Origin of the sequence: Mycobacterium sp. ITM-2016-00317, from assembly GCF_002968295.1 — a bacterium.
Classification (GTDB): domain Bacteria; phylum Actinomycetota; class Actinomycetes; order Mycobacteriales; family Mycobacteriaceae; genus Mycobacterium.
Genome location: NZ_CP134399.1, coordinates 2,732,678 through 2,748,266 on the forward strand (window position 1 = coordinate 2,732,678; position 15,589 = coordinate 2,748,266).

17 protein-coding genes and 1 pseudogene are annotated in these 15,589 nt (G+C 68.8%); 16 read left to right on the forward strand and 2 right to left on the reverse strand.

Features of this window, described 5'->3' with window-relative positions; all coding sequences use genetic code 11:
* Nucleotides 1-14: 14 nt before the first annotated feature.
* Genes C6A87_RS13055 through hisI form a run of 7 tightly spaced genes read left to right on the forward strand, consistent with a single transcriptional unit; the run spans nt 15 to nt 5,084 of the window.
* A complete protein-coding gene (locus C6A87_RS13055) occupies nt 15-1,139 on the forward strand; it encodes a histidinol-phosphate transaminase (RefSeq protein ID WP_311117918.1) in 1,125 nt (374 codons plus the stop codon).
* On the forward strand, nt 1,136-1,762 hold the full coding sequence (gene hisB / locus C6A87_RS13060) for an imidazoleglycerol-phosphate dehydratase HisB (protein ID WP_311117597.1): 627 nt from the start codon (nt 1,136-1,138) through the stop codon (nt 1,760-1,762). The genes C6A87_RS13055 and hisB overlap by 4 nt, the downstream gene beginning before the upstream one ends.
* Nucleotides 1,759-2,379, forward strand: coding sequence for an imidazole glycerol phosphate synthase subunit HisH (hisH, locus tag C6A87_RS13065; protein WP_311117598.1), 621 nt, complete (start codon nt 1,759-1,761; stop codon nt 2,377-2,379). The genes hisB and hisH overlap by 4 nt, the downstream gene beginning before the upstream one ends.
* Nucleotides 2,380-2,411: 32 nt before the next feature.
* Nucleotides 2,412-3,140, forward strand: a complete 729-nt coding sequence (gene priA, locus C6A87_RS13070) for a bifunctional 1-(5-phosphoribosyl)-5-((5-phosphoribosylamino)methylideneamino)imidazole-4-carboxamide isomerase/phosphoribosylanthranilate isomerase PriA (RefSeq protein WP_311117919.1) — start codon at nt 2,412-2,414, stop codon at nt 3,138-3,140.
* Nucleotides 3,137-3,955, forward strand: a complete 819-nt coding sequence (locus C6A87_RS13075; protein WP_311117599.1) for an inositol monophosphatase — start codon at nt 3,137-3,139, stop codon at nt 3,953-3,955. Before priA ends, C6A87_RS13075 begins: the two co-directional genes overlap by 4 nt.
* On the forward strand, nt 3,952-4,737 hold the full coding sequence (gene hisF, locus C6A87_RS13080) for an imidazole glycerol phosphate synthase subunit HisF (RefSeq protein WP_311117600.1): 786 nt from the start codon (nt 3,952-3,954) through the stop codon (nt 4,735-4,737). Before C6A87_RS13075 ends, hisF begins: the two co-directional genes overlap by 4 nt.
* Nucleotides 4,734-5,084: a phosphoribosyl-AMP cyclohydrolase gene (gene hisI / locus C6A87_RS13085; RefSeq protein WP_311117601.1), complete on the forward strand. Its 351-nt coding sequence runs from the start codon at nt 4,734-4,736 to the stop codon at nt 5,082-5,084. Before hisF ends, hisI begins: the two co-directional genes overlap by 4 nt.
* Before the next feature lie 75 nt (nt 5,085-5,159).
* On the opposite strand, the gene C6A87_RS13090 is transcribed toward hisI, so the two are convergent.
* Together C6A87_RS13090 and C6A87_RS13095 are read right to left on the reverse strand one after the other, a co-directional pair.
* Nucleotides 5,160-5,954 (reverse strand): ATP-binding cassette domain-containing protein, encoded by a 795-nt coding sequence (locus C6A87_RS13090; protein ID WP_311117602.1) that lies wholly within the window; start codon nt 5,952-5,954, stop codon nt 5,160-5,162.
* Nucleotides 5,951-6,418, reverse strand: a complete 468-nt coding sequence (locus C6A87_RS13095; protein ID WP_311117603.1) for a peroxiredoxin — start codon at nt 6,416-6,418, stop codon at nt 5,951-5,953. The genes C6A87_RS13090 and C6A87_RS13095 overlap by 4 nt, the downstream gene beginning before the upstream one ends.
* 32 nt (nt 6,419-6,450) lie before the next feature.
* Here C6A87_RS13095 and C6A87_RS13100 point away from each other — a divergent pair.
* The 9 genes and pseudogenes from C6A87_RS13100 (at nt 6,451) to C6A87_RS13140 (ending at nt 15,542) form a co-directional block, all read left to right on the forward strand.
* Nucleotides 6,451-7,973: pseudogene (locus tag C6A87_RS13100) on the forward strand (anthranilate synthase component I).
* Nucleotides 7,970-8,551 carry a TIGR02234 family membrane protein gene (locus C6A87_RS13105; RefSeq protein WP_311117604.1) on the forward strand — a complete coding sequence of 194 codons (582 nt, stop codon included), beginning with the start codon at nt 7,970-7,972 and terminating at the stop codon, nt 8,549-8,551. The pseudogene C6A87_RS13100 and the gene C6A87_RS13105 overlap by 4 nt, the downstream one beginning before the upstream one ends.
* A gap of 72 nt (nt 8,552-8,623) precedes the next feature.
* Nucleotides 8,624-9,442 (forward strand): indole-3-glycerol phosphate synthase TrpC, encoded by an 819-nt coding sequence (gene trpC / locus C6A87_RS13110; RefSeq protein ID WP_003932099.1) that lies wholly within the window; start codon nt 8,624-8,626, stop codon nt 9,440-9,442.
* Entirely contained in the window at nt 9,443-10,705 is a 1,263-nt protein-coding gene (gene trpB / locus C6A87_RS13115) for a tryptophan synthase subunit beta (RefSeq protein ID WP_311117605.1), read from the forward strand.
* Nucleotides 10,702-11,490, forward strand: a complete 789-nt coding sequence (gene trpA / locus C6A87_RS13120) for a tryptophan synthase subunit alpha (protein ID WP_311117606.1) — start codon at nt 10,702-10,704, stop codon at nt 11,488-11,490. Before trpB ends, trpA begins: the two co-directional genes overlap by 4 nt.
* A complete protein-coding gene (gene lgt, locus C6A87_RS13125; RefSeq protein ID WP_311117607.1) occupies nt 11,487-14,249 on the forward strand; it encodes a prolipoprotein diacylglyceryl transferase in 2,763 nt (920 codons plus the stop codon). Before trpA ends, lgt begins: the two co-directional genes overlap by 4 nt.
* Nucleotides 14,250-14,364: 115 nt before the next feature.
* Nucleotides 14,365-14,655: a hypothetical protein gene (locus C6A87_RS13130; RefSeq protein ID WP_311117608.1), complete on the forward strand. Its 291-nt coding sequence runs from the start codon at nt 14,365-14,367 to the stop codon at nt 14,653-14,655.
* 55 nt (nt 14,656-14,710) lie between these two features.
* Complete coding sequence (locus tag C6A87_RS13135) at nt 14,711-15,139, forward strand: TM2 domain-containing protein (protein ID WP_311117609.1); 429 nt, start codon at nt 14,711-14,713, stop codon at nt 15,137-15,139.
* Complete coding sequence (locus C6A87_RS13140; RefSeq protein WP_311117610.1) at nt 15,129-15,542, forward strand: DUF2752 domain-containing protein; 414 nt, start codon at nt 15,129-15,131, stop codon at nt 15,540-15,542. Before C6A87_RS13135 ends, C6A87_RS13140 begins: the two co-directional genes overlap by 11 nt.
* The last annotated feature ends 47 nt before the right edge of the window (nt 15,543-15,589 follow it).

Consider the following 15,589-nt stretch of genomic DNA (forward strand, 5'->3'; position numbering starts at 1 on the left):
AAGAACAGACGATCGTGACGGCTCCGGTACCCGGCGCATCGGTCACACTCGACGATCTGCCGCTGCGTGAGGACCTGCGCGGGAAGTCCCCGTACGGCGCTCCGCAGCTGAGTGTTCCGGTGCGGCTGAACACCAACGAGAACCCGCACCCGCCGACCCAGGCGCTGATCGACGACGTGACCGAATCGGTGCGGGCGGCGGCCGCGGAGTTGCACCGGTACCCCGACCGCGACGCGGTCGCGTTGCGCACGGACCTGGCCGCCTACCTGCGGGCCCAGACCGGGGTCGCCCTCGGTGTCGAGAACGTGTGGGCGGCCAACGGTTCCAACGAGATCCTGCAGCAGTTGCTGCAGGCGTTCGGCGGTCCGGGACGCAGCGCGCTGGGCTTCGTGCCGTCCTACTCGATGCACCCCATCATCTCCGACGGGACCCAGACCCGGTGGCTGGTGGCCGACCGCGACGACGACTTCCGCCTCGACGCGGACGTCGCTGCGGCCGCGATCAAGGAGCACAACCCGGACGTCGTCTTCGTCACCAGTCCCAACAATCCGACAGGACAGAGCGTTTCGCTCGACGACCTGCGGACCATGCTGGACGTGCTGGCATCGCAGCCCGGCGGCATCATGATCGTCGACGAGGCCTACGGCGAGTTCTCCTCGCAGCCCAGCGCGGTCGAGCTGATCGACACCTATCCCACCCGGCTGGTCGTCAGCCGCACCATGAGCAAGGCGTTCGCGTTCGCCGGCGGGCGGCTCGGCTACCTGGCCGCCGCCCCCGCGATCATCGACGCGATGCTGCTGGTGCGCCTGCCCTACCACCTGTCGTCGCTGACCCAGGCCGCCGCGCGCGCGGCTCTGCGCCACGCCGACGACACGCTGAGTAGCGTCGCGACCCTGGCCGCGGAACGCGAACGGGTGTCCCAGGCGTTGACGGACATGGGCTTCCGGGTGATCCCCAGCGACGCGAACTTCGTGCTGTTCGGCGAGTTCGCAGACGCTCCCGCCACGTGGCAGCGCTACCTCGACCACGGGGTGCTGATCCGCGACGTCGGCATCCCCGGATACCTGCGCACCACCATCGGCCTGGCCGAAGAGAACGACGCGCTGCTGACAGCCAGCGCCCGAATAGGAGCACCGTGAGCGAACCGATCCGCCCCGCCCGACGCGCCACAGTCGAGCGCAAGACCAAAGAGTCCGACATCGTCGTCGACCTCGACCTCGACGGCACCGGACAGGTCAGCGTCGACACCGGGGTCCCGTTCTTCGACCACATGCTGACCTCGCTGGGCACCCACGCCAGCTTCGACCTGACCATCAAGGCCGTCGGCGACATCGAGATCGAGGGCCACCACACGATCGAGGACACCTCGATCGTGCTCGGTCAGGCGCTCGCGCAGGCACTCGGCGACAAGCGGGGCATCCGCCGCTTCGGCGACGCGTTCATCCCGATGGACGAATGTCTGGCCCACGCCGCCGTCGATGTGTCGGGGCGCCCCTATTTCGTGCACACCGGCGAGCCGGACTACATGGTGCAGTTCACCATCGCCGGGTCGGCCGCGCCTTATCACACGGTGGTCAACCGGCACGTCTTCGAATCCCTGGCCTACAACGCCCGGATCGCGCTGCACGTCCGCACCCTCTACGGACGCGACCCGCACCACATCACCGAGGCCGAGTACAAGGCGGTGGCCCGCGCGCTGCGTCAGGCCGTCGAGTACGACCCTCGCGTCAGCGGCGTCCCGTCCACCAAAGGCAGCCTGTGACAGCGAAACTCGTCGTCCTGGACTACGGATCGGGCAACCTGCGGTCTGCGCAGCGGGCCCTGGAACGGGTGGGGGCCCAAGTCGAGGTCACCGCCGACCCGGACGCGGCGGTCAACGCCGACGGCCTCGTGGTGCCCGGTGTCGGCGCCTTCCAAGCGTGCATGGAGGGGCTGACCGGCATCGGGGGAGAGAAGATCATCGCCGACCGCGTGGCAGCCGGCCGGCCGGTACTCGGTGTGTGCGTGGGCATGCAGATCCTGTTCACCCGCGGGGTGGAGTTCGGTGTGGAGTCCGCGGGGTGCGGGCAGTGGCCCGGCTCGGTGATCCGGCTGGACGCGCCGGTGATCCCGCACATGGGCTGGAACGTCGTCGACGCCCCCGCTGACAGCGTGCTGTTCAAGGGCATGGACGCCGACACCCGGTTCTACTTCGTGCACTCCTACGCCGCCCAGCAGTGGGAGGGCGCCGACACCGCGCGCCTCACCTGGGCCACCCACCACGTGCCGTTTCTGGCCGCGGTCGAGGACGGCCCGCTCTCGGCCACCCAGTTCCACCCGGAGAAGAGCGGTGACGCGGGCGCCGAATTACTGTCCAACTGGGTCGGGGCGCTAAGTTGACCAGCGTGAATTCCGCGAACGCCGCCTCCCAACTGGTCCTGTTGCCCGCCGTCGACGTGGTCGAGGGCCGCGCCGTCCGCTTGGTGCAGGGGCAGGCCGGCAGTGAGACCGAGTACGGTTCGGCGCTCGACGCGGCACTGACGTGGCAGCGCGACGGCGCGGAGTGGATCCACCTGGTCGACCTCGACGCGGCGTTCGGCCGCGGCTCGAACCGCGAACTGCTCGCCGACGTCGTCGGCCAACTCGACGTCGCCGTCGAACTGTCCGGCGGGATCCGCGACGACGACTCGCTGGCCGCCGCGCTGGCCACCGGCTGCGCGCGGGTGAACCTGGGCACCGCGGCACTGGAGAACCCGCAATGGTGCGCCAAGGTCGTGGCCGAGCACGGCGAGAAGGTCGCGGTCGGACTGGACGTCAAGATCGAGGACGGCCGGCACCGGTTGCGCGGCCGCGGCTGGGAAACCGACGGCGGCGATCTGTGGACCGTGCTGGAACGCCTTGACGGCGAGGGCTGTTCACGCTTCGTCGTCACCGACGTGACCAAGGACGGCACGCTCAACGGGCCGAACCTGGACCTGCTGGCCCAGGTCTGCGAACGCACCGACGCGCCGGTGATCGCGTCCGGTGGCGTGTCCAGCCTCGACGACCTGCGGGCGATCGCGACGCTGACCGACCGTGGCGTCGAGGGCGCCATCGTCGGAAAGGCGCTCTACGCGGGCCGTTTCACGTTGCCGCAAGCTCTCGACGCGGTCCGCACGTGAGGCCGGAGCCGAAGCAGCTCGCCGAACTGCTGGAGACCGCGGCGGGTGTGCTGGACGCCGCCTCGGCCCAGTTCGTGGCCGGCCACCGGGCCGACTCGGCGGTGGCCAAGAAGGGCAACGACTTCGCCACCGAGGTCGACCTGGCCATCGAGCGGAGGGTGGTCGCCGAGCTGACCCGTCTCACCGGCATCGGTGTGCACGGCGAGGAGTTCGGCGGTGAACCCCTGGACGCCGAGTCGGTCTGGGTGCTCGACCCGATCGACGGCACCTTCAACTACGCGGCCGGTTCGCCGATGGCGGCGATCCTGCTGGGCCTGCTGTGGGACGGCGAGCCGGTGCTCGGTCTGACGTGGCTGCCGTTCATGGATCAGCGCTACACCTCGATGGTCGGCGCGCCCGTGCTGTGCAACGGTGCGCGACTCGACCCGCTGGAACGGGTCACGCTGGCCGAATCGATGGTCGGGACAGGCACGTTCAACATCGACTCCCGGGGACGCTACCCCGGCCGGTACCGGATCAAGGTGCTGGAGAATCTGAGCCGGGACTGCTCGCGGATGCGGATGCACGGCGCCACCGGCGTCGACTTCGCCTATGTCGCCGCCGGAATCCTCGGCGGGGCAATCAGTTTCGGTCACCATGTGTGGGACCATGCCGCCGGTGTGGCGCTGGTCCGCGCCGCGGGCGGCGTCGTGACCGATCTGACCGGGCAGGACTGGACGCCGTCCTCGCCGTCGGCGCTGGCCGCCGCGCCGGGTGTGCACGAGGAGATCCTGGAGCTCATCCGGGCCGCCGGCGACCCGCAGGACTACCTGTGAAGGCGGCCGGCGACGTCGCCACCCGGGTGATCCCGTGCCTGGACGTCGACGACGGCCGGGTGGTCAAGGGTGTCAACTTCGCGAACCTGCGCGACGCCGGCGACCCGGTCGAACTCGCCGCGGCCTACGACGCCGAAGGCGCCGACGAACTGACGTTCCTCGACGTCACCGCGTCGTCCTCGGGGCGCTCGACCATGCTGGATGTGGTGCGCCGCACCGCCGAACAGGTGTTCATCCCGCTGACCGTCGGCGGCGGAGTGCGCTCGGTCGCCGACGTCGACGTGCTGCTGCGCGCCGGTGCGGACAAGGTGTCGGTGAACACGGCCGCGATCGCGCGTCCGGAACTGCTCTCCGAGCTGTCGCGCCAGTTCGGCTCCCAGTGCATCGTGCTGTCGGTCGATGCCCGCACGGTGCCGGAGGGAGCGCAGCCGACTCCTTCGGGCTGGGAGGTCACCACGCACGGTGGCCGGCGCGGCACCGGGATCGACGCGGTCGAGTGGGCCGCCCGCGGTGCGGAACTCGGGGTGGGGGAGATCCTGCTCAATTCGATGGACGCCGACGGCACCAAGGCCGGCTTCGACCTGGCGATGCTGCGGGCGGTGCGCGGCGCGGTGACGGTGCCGGTGATCGCCAGCGGCGGTGCAGGTGCGGCCGAGCACTTCGCGCCTGCCGTCCTCGCCGGCGCCGACGCGGTGCTGGCCGCCAGCGTGTTCCATTTCCGGGACCTCACCATCGGTCAGGTGAAGGCGGCGATGGCCGCCGAAGGGATCATCGTGCGATGAGCGCTCTCGACCCGGCGATCGCGGCACGGCTCAAGCGCAACGCCGACGGGCTGTTCACCGCGGTGGTGCAGGAGCGCGGCACCGGTCAGGTGCTGATGGTGGCCTGGATGGACGACGACGCGCTGGCCCGCACGCTGGAAACCCGTGAAGCGACCTATTTCTCACGCTCGCGCGGCCAGCAGTGGGTCAAGGGCCTGACGTCAGGACACACCCAGCATGTGCACTCGGTGCGGCTGGACTGCGACGGCGACACCGTGCTGCTGGAGGTCGATCAGGTCGGCGGTGCGTGCCACACCGGTGACCACACCTGCTTCGACGCGGACCTGCTGCTCGCACCCGATTCCTAGCCGCCCGGCGCCGTCGAGTCGGAACTTGTTGCCGAGGATCGACCCGGAAACCGGACACAAGCTCAGAGTCGGCAACTAGACGATGCGGTTGGCTTTGGCCCGCGCCGTCCAGCGTCCGGCGTCGTAGCCGACGACCACCGGATGGGCGAACGCCGCCGACACGGTGTCGGTGGTGATGGTCTCGCGGGCGGGCCCGCAGGCGACCGTGCGGCCCTCCGAGATCAGCAGCGCATGCGTGGTCGTGGTCGGGAGTTCCTCGAGGTGGTGGGTGACCAGGATCGACGCCACCTGCGGGTGAGTCTGGTCCAGCGCGTCGACGGTCTCCAGAAGCTGTTCGCGCGCCGCCACATCCAGCCCGGTGGACGGTTCGTCGAGCAGCAGCAACCGCGGTTCGGCGATCAGCGCGCGGGCGATCAGCGTGCGCCCGCGCTCACCCTGCGACAGCGTCGGCCACACGTCGTCGGCCTTGTGGGACAACCCGACCGCCGAGATCATCTCGTCGGCACGGGCGCTCTCCTGAGCGGACGGCGCCCACCGCATCGGTGTGTCGATGGTCGCGGTGATGCCGGTCAGCACCACCTCGCGGACGGTCAGCGAATACTGCAGCTGATGGCGCGGATTGACGTGTCCGATGTGGTGCCGCAGCCGGGCCAGGTCCACCCGGCCCATCTGGTCGCCGAGGATCCGCACGGTGCCCGAGGTCGGGAACAGCGTCGCCGCGCAGAAGCCCAGCAGGGTGCTCTTGCCTGCGCCGTTGGGGCCCAGCAGCGCCCAGTGCTCGCCCTCCTCGACCGTCAGCGAGATTCCGTCGATGATCTGTTTGCCGTTGCGACGGAACGTCACATCGGCCAGTTCGAGCACCGGTGTCATGCGCGCCGGCGCAGGGTCTCCAGCGCTTTGTCGGCATGGGTGTCCATGCTGAACTCGCTGGCGATCACGTCGAGCACGGTGTGATCGGTGTCGATGACGAACGTGGTGCGTTTGACCGGCATGAGCTTGCCGAGCAGTCCGCGTTTGACGCCGAACTGGGTCGCGACCACGCCCTCGGTGTCCGACAGCAGCGGGTAGTCGAACTTCTGCTGCTCGGCGAACGCGGCCTGCTTGTCGACCGGGTCGGCGCTGATGCCCACCCGGTTGGCGCCGACCGCGGCGAACTCGGCTGCCAGATCCCGGAAATGGCAGGCCTCCTTGGTGCAGCCCGGGGTCATCGCGGCCGGGTAGAAGAACAGCACCACCGGACCGTCGGCGAGCAGCCCGGTCAGCGTCCTGGCGGCGCCGGTCTGGTCCTTCAGCTCGAAGTCGGCTACCCGATCACCCGGTTTGAGGGGATTCATGTTCTCAACCGTACTTCTGGGACAATCACCCCGTGCAGACGACCGCCACCCTCAGCGCGACCACGACGCGCGAGGACTTCCGGGCGCTGGCCGCCGAGCATCGCGTGGTCCCGGTGACCCGCAAAGTGCTCGCCGACAGCGAGACGCCGCTGTCGGCCTATCGCAAGCTCGCCGCGAATCGGCCCGGCACCTTCCTCCTCGAGTCGGCCGAGAACGGGCGGTCGTGGTCACGCTGGTCGTTCATCGGCGCGGGCGCGCCGTCGGCGCTGACCGTCCGCGACGGCGAGGCCGTCTGGCTGGGCGTCATCCCGCAGGACGCACCGTCGGGCGGCGACCCGCTGCAGGCGCTGCGCACGACGCTGACGTTGCTGGAGACCGCCCCGCTGCCCGGCCTGCCGCCGCTGAGCTCGGGGCTGGTCGGCTTCTTCGCCTACGACATGGTGCGCCGCCTGGAGCGGCTGCCCGAACGGACGGTCGACGATCTCGGCCTGCCCGACATGATGCTGCTGCTGGCCACCGACATCGCCGCCGTCGACCACCACGAGGGCACGATCACGCTGGTCGCCAACGCGGTGAACTGGAACGGCACCGACGAGCGCGTCGACTGGGCCTACGACGACGCGGTGGCCCGGCTCGACGTGATGACCGCCGCGCTGGCCGAACCGCTGTCCTCCACGGTGGCCACGTTCGGCCTGCGCCGCAGCACCGGTCGCAGCGCACCGTCGAGGAGTACACCGCGATCGTCGACAAGCTCGTCGGCGACATCGAGGCCGGCGAGGCGTTCCAGGTGGTGCCGTCGCAACGGTTCGAGATGGACACCAGCGCAGACCCCCTCGACGTGTACCGGATGCTGCGGGTGACCAACCCGAGCCCCTACATGTATCTGCTCAACGTTCCCGACCAGGCTGGGGGACTTGACTTCTCGATCGTCGGCTCCAGCCCTGAAGCGCTGGTCACCGTCAAGGACGGGCGGGCCACCACGCACCCGATCGCCGGTACCCGGTGGCGCGGCGACACCGAGGAGGAGGACGTCCTTTTGGAGAAGGAGTTGCTCTCCGACGAGAAGGAACGCTCCGAGCACCTGATGCTCGTCGACCTGGGCCGAAACGACCTGGGGCGGGTGTGCCGGCCGGGCACCGTCAAGGTCGAGGACTACAGCCACATCGAGCGCTACAGCCACGTGATGCACCTGGTGTCGACGGTGACGGGCCTGCTCGCCGACGACAAGACCGCACTGGACGCCGTGACGGCGTGCTTCCCGGCGGGCACGCTGTCGGGGGCGCCCAAGGTGCGGGCGATGGAGCTGATCGAAGAGGTCGAGAAGACCCGCCGCGGCCTCTACGGCGGTGTCCTGGGCTATCTGGACTTCGCGGGCAACGCCGACTTCGCGATCGCGATCCGCACCGCGCTGATGCGCGGCGGCACCGCCTACGTGCAGGCCGGCGGTGGCGTCGTTGCCGACTCCAACGGGCCCTACGAGTACAACGAGGCGTCCAACAAGGCCCGCGCGGTACTGGCGGCGATCGCGGCCGCCGAGACGCTGAGCGAGCCGTGACCCGCGTCGGGCAACTGCTGTTGGTGCTCGCCGCGGCGGGCCTGTGGGGGGCGTCGCGGCTGACGTGGGTGCAGATCACGTCGTTCGACGGGCTCGGCCAGCCGAAGACCACCGACCTGACCGGGTCCACCTGGTCGACGGCGCTGATCCCACTGGCCCTGCTGGTGCTTGCCGCCGCTGTCGCGGCGCTGGCGGTGCGCGGTTGGCCGCTACGGATCCTGGCCGTGCTGGTGGCAGCTGCGAGCGCCGGGATGGGGTACCTGGCGATCAGCCTGTGGGTGATCACCGACGACGCGGTCCGGGCGGCCCGGCTGGCCGATGTGCCGGTCGCGGACCTGCTGGACACGCAGCGGCACTACACCGGCGCGGTGATCACGTTGGTCGCCGCGTTGCTGTCACTGCTGGGGGCCGTACTGTTGATGAGATCGGCGACACAGCGGCGCGGGGAGGCGCAGCGCTACGCGCGGCGCGCTGTCACGGAAGACGAAGTGGGGGACGGGACGATGTCGGAGCGGATGATCTGGGACGCACTCGACGAGGGGCGGGACCCCACCAACCCGGACAATCAGGGGCGGTGACGAAGCATGGCTCGGTTGCGACTACCCTTCGGTATTGATCGAACGGCCGTCAGGGGAAGGGATACGACGCCTATGGGTTCGGCGACCGTGCTCGACTCCATCATCGACGGGGTCCGCGTCGACGTTGCCGCTCGCGAAGCCGTCGTCAGCTTTGACGAGGTGAAAGAGCAGGCCAAGCGCGCTCCGGCCCCGCTTGACGTGATGGCAGCGTTGCGTGCCCCCGGTATCGCGGTGATCGCCGAGGTCAAGCGTGCGAGCCCGTCGCGGGGAGAGCTGGCTCAGATCGGTGATCCGGCAGCGCTGGCCGGTGCGTATGAGGACGGCGGTGCGCGGGTGATCAGCGTGCTGACCGAGCAGCGACGCTTCAACGGCTCGCTCGACGACCTCGACGCCGTGCGTGCGGCCGTGTCCATCCCGGTCCTGCGTAAGGACTTCATCGTCAAGCCGTACCAGATTCACGAGGCCCGGGCCCACGGTGCGGACATGTTGCTGCTGATCGTCGCGGCGTTGGAACAGCCCGCGCTGGAATCGCTTCTCGAACGCACCGAGTCGCTGGGCATGACCGCGCTCGTCGAGGTGCACACCGAGGAGGAGGCCGACCGGGCCCTGCAGGCCGGGGCGTCGGTGATCGGCGTCAATGCCCGTGACCTCAAGACCCTCGAGGTCGACCGGGACTGCTTTGCCCGGATCGCTCCCGGATTGCCCAGTAACGTGATCCGCGTCGCCGAGTCGGGAGTGCGCGGCACCGCCGACCTGCTCGCCTACGCCGGCGCAGGCGCCGACGCGGTGTTGGTCGGCGAGGGGCTGGTCACCAGTGGCGACCCCCGTAGCGCCGTGGCTGACCTGGTCACCGCCGGTACCCATCCGTCCTGCCCGAAACCTGCGCGTTAAGTGGTCGATTTCGCCGGTCCGGACCTGCCGCGCGCCAGCGCCGCAGTCGCCGAACCCACCTCTCACGATCCCGATGACCGGGGCCACTTCGGTGTCTACGGCGGCAGGTATGTCCCCGAGGCGCTGATGGCCGTCATCGAGGAGGTGACCGCAGCCTACGAGAAGGCCCGCGGTGACCAGGCGTTCCTCGACGAACTCGACAGGCTTCAGCGCCACTACACCGGTCGTCCGTCACCGGTGTACGAGGCCGAGCGGCTCAGCGAGCATGCCGGTAATGCGCGGATCTTCCTGAAGCGGGAAGACCTCAACCACACCGGATCCCACAAGATCAACAACGTTCTGGGCCAGGCTCTGCTGGCCAAGAAGATGGGCAAGACCCGGGTCATCGCCGAGACCGGCGCCGGGCAGCACGGTGTCGCGACCGCGACCGCATGCGCGTTGCTCGGGCTGGAATGCGTCATCTACATGGGTGCGGTCGACACCGCGCGCCAGGCGCTCAACGTGGCCCGCATGCGTCTGCTGGGCGCGTCGGTGGTCGCAGTCGAGTCCGGGTCGAAGACGTTGAAGGACGCGATCAACGAGACGTTCCGGGACTGGGTCACCAACGCCGACAACACCTACTACTGCTTCGGCACGGCCGCGGGACCGCACCCGTTCCCGATGATGGTGCGTGACTTCCAGCGCGTCATCGGCATGGAGGCCCGAGCCCAGATGCTGGACCAGGCTGGCCGGTTGCCCGACGCGGTCGTCGCGTGTGTAGGCGGCGGGTCCAACGCGATCGGCATCTTCCACGCGTTCATCGACGATCCCGGTGTGCAGCTGTTCGGTTTCGAGGCCGCCGGTGACGGAGTGGAGACCGGCAGGCACGCCGCCACTTTCACCGGTGGATCGCCGGGTGCCTTCCAAGGCTCGTACTCGTACCTGTTGCAGGACGACGACGGTCAGACGATCGAATCTCATTCCATCTCAGCGGGTCTGGATTATCCGGGAGTCGGCCCTGAGCACGCGTTGCTCAAGGACGTGGGTCGTGCCCAGTACCGGCCGATCACCGACTCCGAGGCGATGGACGCGCTGTCGTTGCTGAGCCGCACCGAAGGCATCATCCCGGCGATCGAGTCGGCGCACGCGGTGGCGGGTGCTCTCAAACTGGGTTCCGAGCTGGGCGCCGGATCGATCATCTTGGTGAACGTCTCGGGCCGGGGCGACAAGGACGTCGAGACCGCAGCCAAGTGGTTCGGTCTGTTGGAGGACGGGACGAGATGAGCCGGCTGGCTGGACTGTTCGAATCCTGCCAGGCGGAGGGACGCTCGGCGCTGATCGGCTATCTGCCTACGGGGTTCCCGGATGTCGAGAGCTCCATCGCGGCGATGGTCGCGTTGGTGGAATCCGGCTGCGACATCGTCGAAGTCGGCGTGGCGTACTCGGACCCGGGGATGGACGGACCGACGATCGCGGCCGCCACCGAGGTGGCGCTGCGCGGCGGCGTCCGGGTGTACGACGCGCTGCGCGCGGTCGAGGCGATCAGCAACGCCGGTGGCCAGGCCGTGGTGATGACCTACTGGAATCCGGTGCTGCGCAAGGGTGTTGACACCTTTGCCCGCGACCTTGCGTCGGCGGGTGGGGCAGGCATGATCACGCCGGACCTGATCCCGGACGAGGCGGAGGAGTGGCTGGCCGCGTCAGACGCTCACGACCTCGACCGGATCTTCCTGGTGGCGCCGTCCTCGACGCCGGAACGGTTGGCGGAGACGGTGAAGGCGTCGCGCGGATTCGTCTACGCGGCATCGACGATGGGCGTCACCGGTGCCCGCGACGCGGTGTCCAACGCCGCGCCGGAGCTGGTGCGACGCGTCAAGTCGGTTTCCGACATCCCGGTCGGGGTGGGCCTGGGCGTGCGTTCGCGCGAGCAGGCCGCCGAGATCGGCGCCTACGCCGACGGCGTCATCGTCGGCTCGGCACTGGTATCCGCCCTGAAGGAGGGCGTCCCGGCATTGCGGACGCTCACCGAAGAACTCGCTGACGGCGTACGGCAGAGGATCACTGCGTGACAACTACGGTCCTGGCATACATCCCCAGTCCGTCTCAGGGGGTTTGGCATCTAGGGCCTTTCCCGGTCCGCGCCTACGCGCTGTTCATCATCGCCGGGATCATCGCCGCACTGGTCATCGGCGACCGACGGTGGGTCGCCCGCGGTGGTCAGCCCGGCGTCATCTACGACGTCGCGTTGTGGGCGGTGCCGTTCGGCTTGATCGGCGGACGCCTTTATCACGTGCTCACTGACTGGCAAACGTACTTCGGCCCGGGCGGTGTGGGCGCTGCCGGCGCCCTGCGGATCTGGGACGGTGGCCTGGGCATCTGGGGGGCAGTGGCCCTCGGCGGTGTCGGTGCGTGGATCGCGTGCCGGCACTATGGCATACCGCTGCCGGCGTTCGGCGACGCGATCGCACCCGGAATCGTTCTCGCACAGGCGATCGGACGGCTCGGGAACTACTTCAACCAGGAGCTGTTCGGTCGCGAGACCACCGTGCCGTGGGGCCTGGAGATCTATGAGCGGGTGAACGCGTCCGGGATGCGGGATGCGCTCAACGGGGTGTCCACCGGCGAACTGGTCCAGGTCGTGCACCCGACGTTCCTCTACGAACTGCTGTGGAACCTGCTCGTTTTCGTCGTGCTGATCGTGGTCGATCGCCGATTCAACATCGGCCACGGTCGACTGTTCGCGCTCTATGTCGCGGGCTACTGCGCCGGCAGGTTCTGGATCGAGCTGCTGCGCAGTGACGCGGCGACGGAGCTCGCCGGAATCCGGATCAACTCGTTCACGGCCACGTTCGTCTTCATCGGCGCCGTCGTCTACATCATGGCCGCGCCCAAGGGCCGTGAGGATCCTGCGACGCTGCGCGGCAAAGCCGACGTCGACGCCCCTGCCGAGGACTTCGCGAAAGCCGCCGCTGTCGCGTCCGGCGGGGGGATCGTCGCCGCGGCCAAGGTCGCCGAAGAAGACGCCGCCCGGGAGGCCGAGGGTGACGACAAAGCTGAAGTCGAAGCCCTCATCACCGAACTGGAATCCGGGGAATCTTCCCCCGAGGCCGGTCTGGGTTCGGTCGATGGTGACGAAGCTGCGGCTGCGGTTGCCGATGCCGGCGAGGCTCATGACGTTGCGGTCGAGGGTGAGGCTGACGCTGAGGAGTTGGTCGCCGAGGTCGAGGCTGAGACCGAGGTCGTTGAGGCCGAGGCTGGTGGCTTGGGTGCGGTGGAAGGTGACGAGGCTGCGGCTGCGGTTGCCGATGCCGGCGAGGCTCATGACGTTGCGGTCGAGGGTGAGGCTGACGCCGAGGAGCTTGTCGCCGCAGTCGATGCCGAGTCGGTGATCGCGGTTGATGAATCGGGTGAGGCGGAGGTCGTCGATGCCGAGGCTGGTGGTCTTGATTCGGTGGAAGGTGACGAGGCCGCTGCTGCGGTTGCCGATGCTGGCGAGGCTAATGAGGTTGCGGTCGAAGGTGAGGCTGACGCTGAAGATCTGATCGCCGCCGTTGACGCGGAGCCGGAAGTCGCTGAGGTTGATGCCGAGTCGGTGATTGCGGTTGATGAGTCGGGTGAGGCGGAGGTCGTCGAGGCTGACGCTGGTGGCTTGGGTGCGGTGGATGGTGACGAGGCTGCTGCTGCCGTTGCCGATGCTGGCGAGGCTCACGAGGCCGCGGTTGAGGGTGAGGCTGACGCCGAAGAGCTCGTCGCCGCCGTCGATGTCGAGTCGGAAGTCGCTGAGGTAGACGAATCTGCTGTTAACGAGCCGGATTCCGAGGATGAGCTCGCCGCGGAGGTCGCTGAGGTTGATGCCGAGTCGGTGATTGCGGTTGGTGAGTCGGGTGAGGCGGAGGTCGTCGAGGCTGAGGCTGGTGGCTTGGGTTCGGTGGATGGTGACGAGGCTGCTGCTGCCGTTGCCGATGCTGGCGAGGCTCACGAGGCCGCGGTTGAGGGTGAGGCTGACGCCGAAGAGCTCGTCGCCGCCGTCGATGTCGAGTCGGAAGTCGCTGAGGTAGACGAATCTGCTGTTAACGAGCCGGATTCCGAGGATGAGCTCGCCGCGGAGGTCGCTGAGGTTGATGCCGAGTCGGTGATTGCGGTTGATGAGTCGGGTGAGGCGGAGGTCGTCGAGGCTGACGCTGGTGGCTTGGATGCGGTGGATGGTGACGAGGCTGCTGCTGCCGTTGCCGATGCCGGTGAAGCTCACGCGGCCGCGGTTGAGGGTGAGGCTGACGCTGAAGATCTGATCGCCGCTGTCGACGCGGAGCCGGAAGTCGCTGAGGTTGATGCCGAGTCGGTGATCGCGGTCGGTGAGTCTGGTGAGGCGGAGGTCGTCGAGGCCGAGGCTGGTGGTCTGGGTTCGGTGGATGGTGACGAGGCTGCTGCTGCGGTTGCCGATGCCGGTGAAGCTCACGCGGCCGCGGTTGAGGGTGAGGCTGACGCTGAAGATCTGATCGCCGCTGTCGACGCGGAGCCGGAAGTCGCTGAGGTTGATGCCGAGTCGGTGATTGCGGTTGGTGAGTCGGGTGAGGCGGAGGTCGTCGAGGCTGAGGCTGGTGGTCTGGGTTCGGTGGAAGGTGACGAGGCTGCGGCTGCGGTTGCCGATGCAGGTGAAGCTCACGAGACCGCGGTCGAGGGTGAGGTGGACGCCGAGAAGTTGGTGGCGGACGTCGAGGCTGAGCGTCCGACCGAGCCTGCCGTCACTCCCAGAACGGTGGTGAACCAGGTGCGGTCCGAAGTCACGCAGCGCGTTGGTCAGTGGGTCCGCCGGCGCCGGAACCGCTGACCGTTCCGTCCCGCGGGTCAGGGACGTTCGGTCCCCGCGCCCGAACGCCGCAAATTGCCGCGTCGAACGCGGTAGCGTGCAAGCTCGGCCGCCCAGCGGTGTGAAGGAGGCTACGGTGAGGCGCTGCATCGTCGGAGTATTGGCCGCGCTGCTGGCGTCCACCGTGCTGATGGCGGCGGCGCCGACGGCGGGCGCGGGTTGCCTCTACGGCGGAGCGTTCATCAGCAAGTGCGACGGACCCTTCCAGCCCGACGGCACCTGGCAACGGTGCGTTGGGATTGCCCGCGGCATTCCGAGCGGTTTCAGCACGCACCTGGTGCCGGAGAAGCGCTGCGCACCGATGGGTCCCGGCCAGCCTGCCCAAGACCCCGCCTTCGCCGATCCGCCCGTGCGCATCGCCGACTGAACCGCCGCGACGGCGAACACGTTTGCCCGCGTAGGCACTCTGGCATGCTGGTGTGATGACCGAGCCCCCGTTCAGCGGTAACGACAGCGGAAGCCCGTACACGCCACCCCCGTCCCAACCGGGTTACACCGCGCCGGGACCCCAATACTCTGCGGCTTCTGGCTCCTATCCGCCGCCCGCGCCCGGCTACCAGACCGGATACGTCGACCCCGCCGCGCCGTGGGGCCGCCACCCGGTGACGGGGGAGCCGCTGTCGGAGAAATCCAAGCTGGTCGGCGGGCTGCTCCAACTCCTCGGCCTCGTCGGCTTGCTCGGCATCGGACGCATCTACCTGGGCTACACGAAGCTCGGCATCATCCAACTGGTGGTCGGCCTTCTGACCTGCGGCATCGTCGCCATCGTCTGGGGCATCGTCGACGCTGTCCTCATCCTGACCGACAAGGTGCGCGATCCGGAGGGGCGTCCGCTGCGCGATGGCACCTAGCTCCGCAACGGGCACGCGCAACCGGGTCCTGGCCGGCCTGGGCGCCGGCGCGGTAGGCGTCGGCGCTCTCGCCTATGTCGGCCTCGGCGATCCCCACAGCGCGGACTTCATGTTCCCCGCGTGCCCGTTCAAGGCGCTCACCGGCTGGAACTGCCCGGCCTGCGGCGGGTTGCGGATGACCCACGACCTTCTTCACGGCGACGTGGCCGCGGCCTTCGTGGACAACGCCTTCATCCTCATCGGTGCGCCACTGCTGCTGGCCTGGCTGTTGTTCCGCCGCCGGCAGGGCCGCCCGGCCTTCACCACACCGGCCTACGTGGTCATGGTCACAGCGGTGCTCGTATGGACCGTTGCTCGCAATCTGCCGGGATTTCCGCTGGTCCCGACGGTTCTCGACGGGTAGCAAACATTCCGCGCTGATACACTGGATCCACGGGCCGGTGCAGTCCC

What these genes read in the sequence shown, in the direction of transcription:
- hisI (WP_311117601.1), top strand. Translation starts at nt 4,734, where the DNA reads ATGAGCGCTCTCGACCCGGCGATCGCGGCACGGCTCAAGCGCAACGCC.
- C6A87_RS13090 (WP_311117602.1), bottom strand. Translation starts at nt 5,954, where the DNA reads ATGACACCGGTGCTCGAACTGGCCGATGTGACGTTCCGTCGCAACGGC.
- C6A87_RS13095 (WP_311117603.1), bottom strand. Translation starts at nt 6,418, where the DNA reads ATGAATCCCCTCAAACCGGGTGATCGGGTAGCCGACTTCGAGCTGAAG.
- trpC (WP_003932099.1), top strand. Translation starts at nt 8,624, where the DNA reads ATGGGTTCGGCGACCGTGCTCGACTCCATCATCGACGGGGTCCGCGTC.
- trpA (WP_311117606.1), top strand. Translation starts at nt 10,702, where the DNA reads ATGAGCCGGCTGGCTGGACTGTTCGAATCCTGCCAGGCGGAGGGACGC.
- C6A87_RS13135 (WP_311117609.1), top strand. Translation starts at nt 14,711, where the DNA reads ATGACCGAGCCCCCGTTCAGCGGTAACGACAGCGGAAGCCCGTACACG.
- C6A87_RS13140 (WP_311117610.1), top strand. Translation starts at nt 15,129, where the DNA reads ATGGCACCTAGCTCCGCAACGGGCACGCGCAACCGGGTCCTGGCCGGC.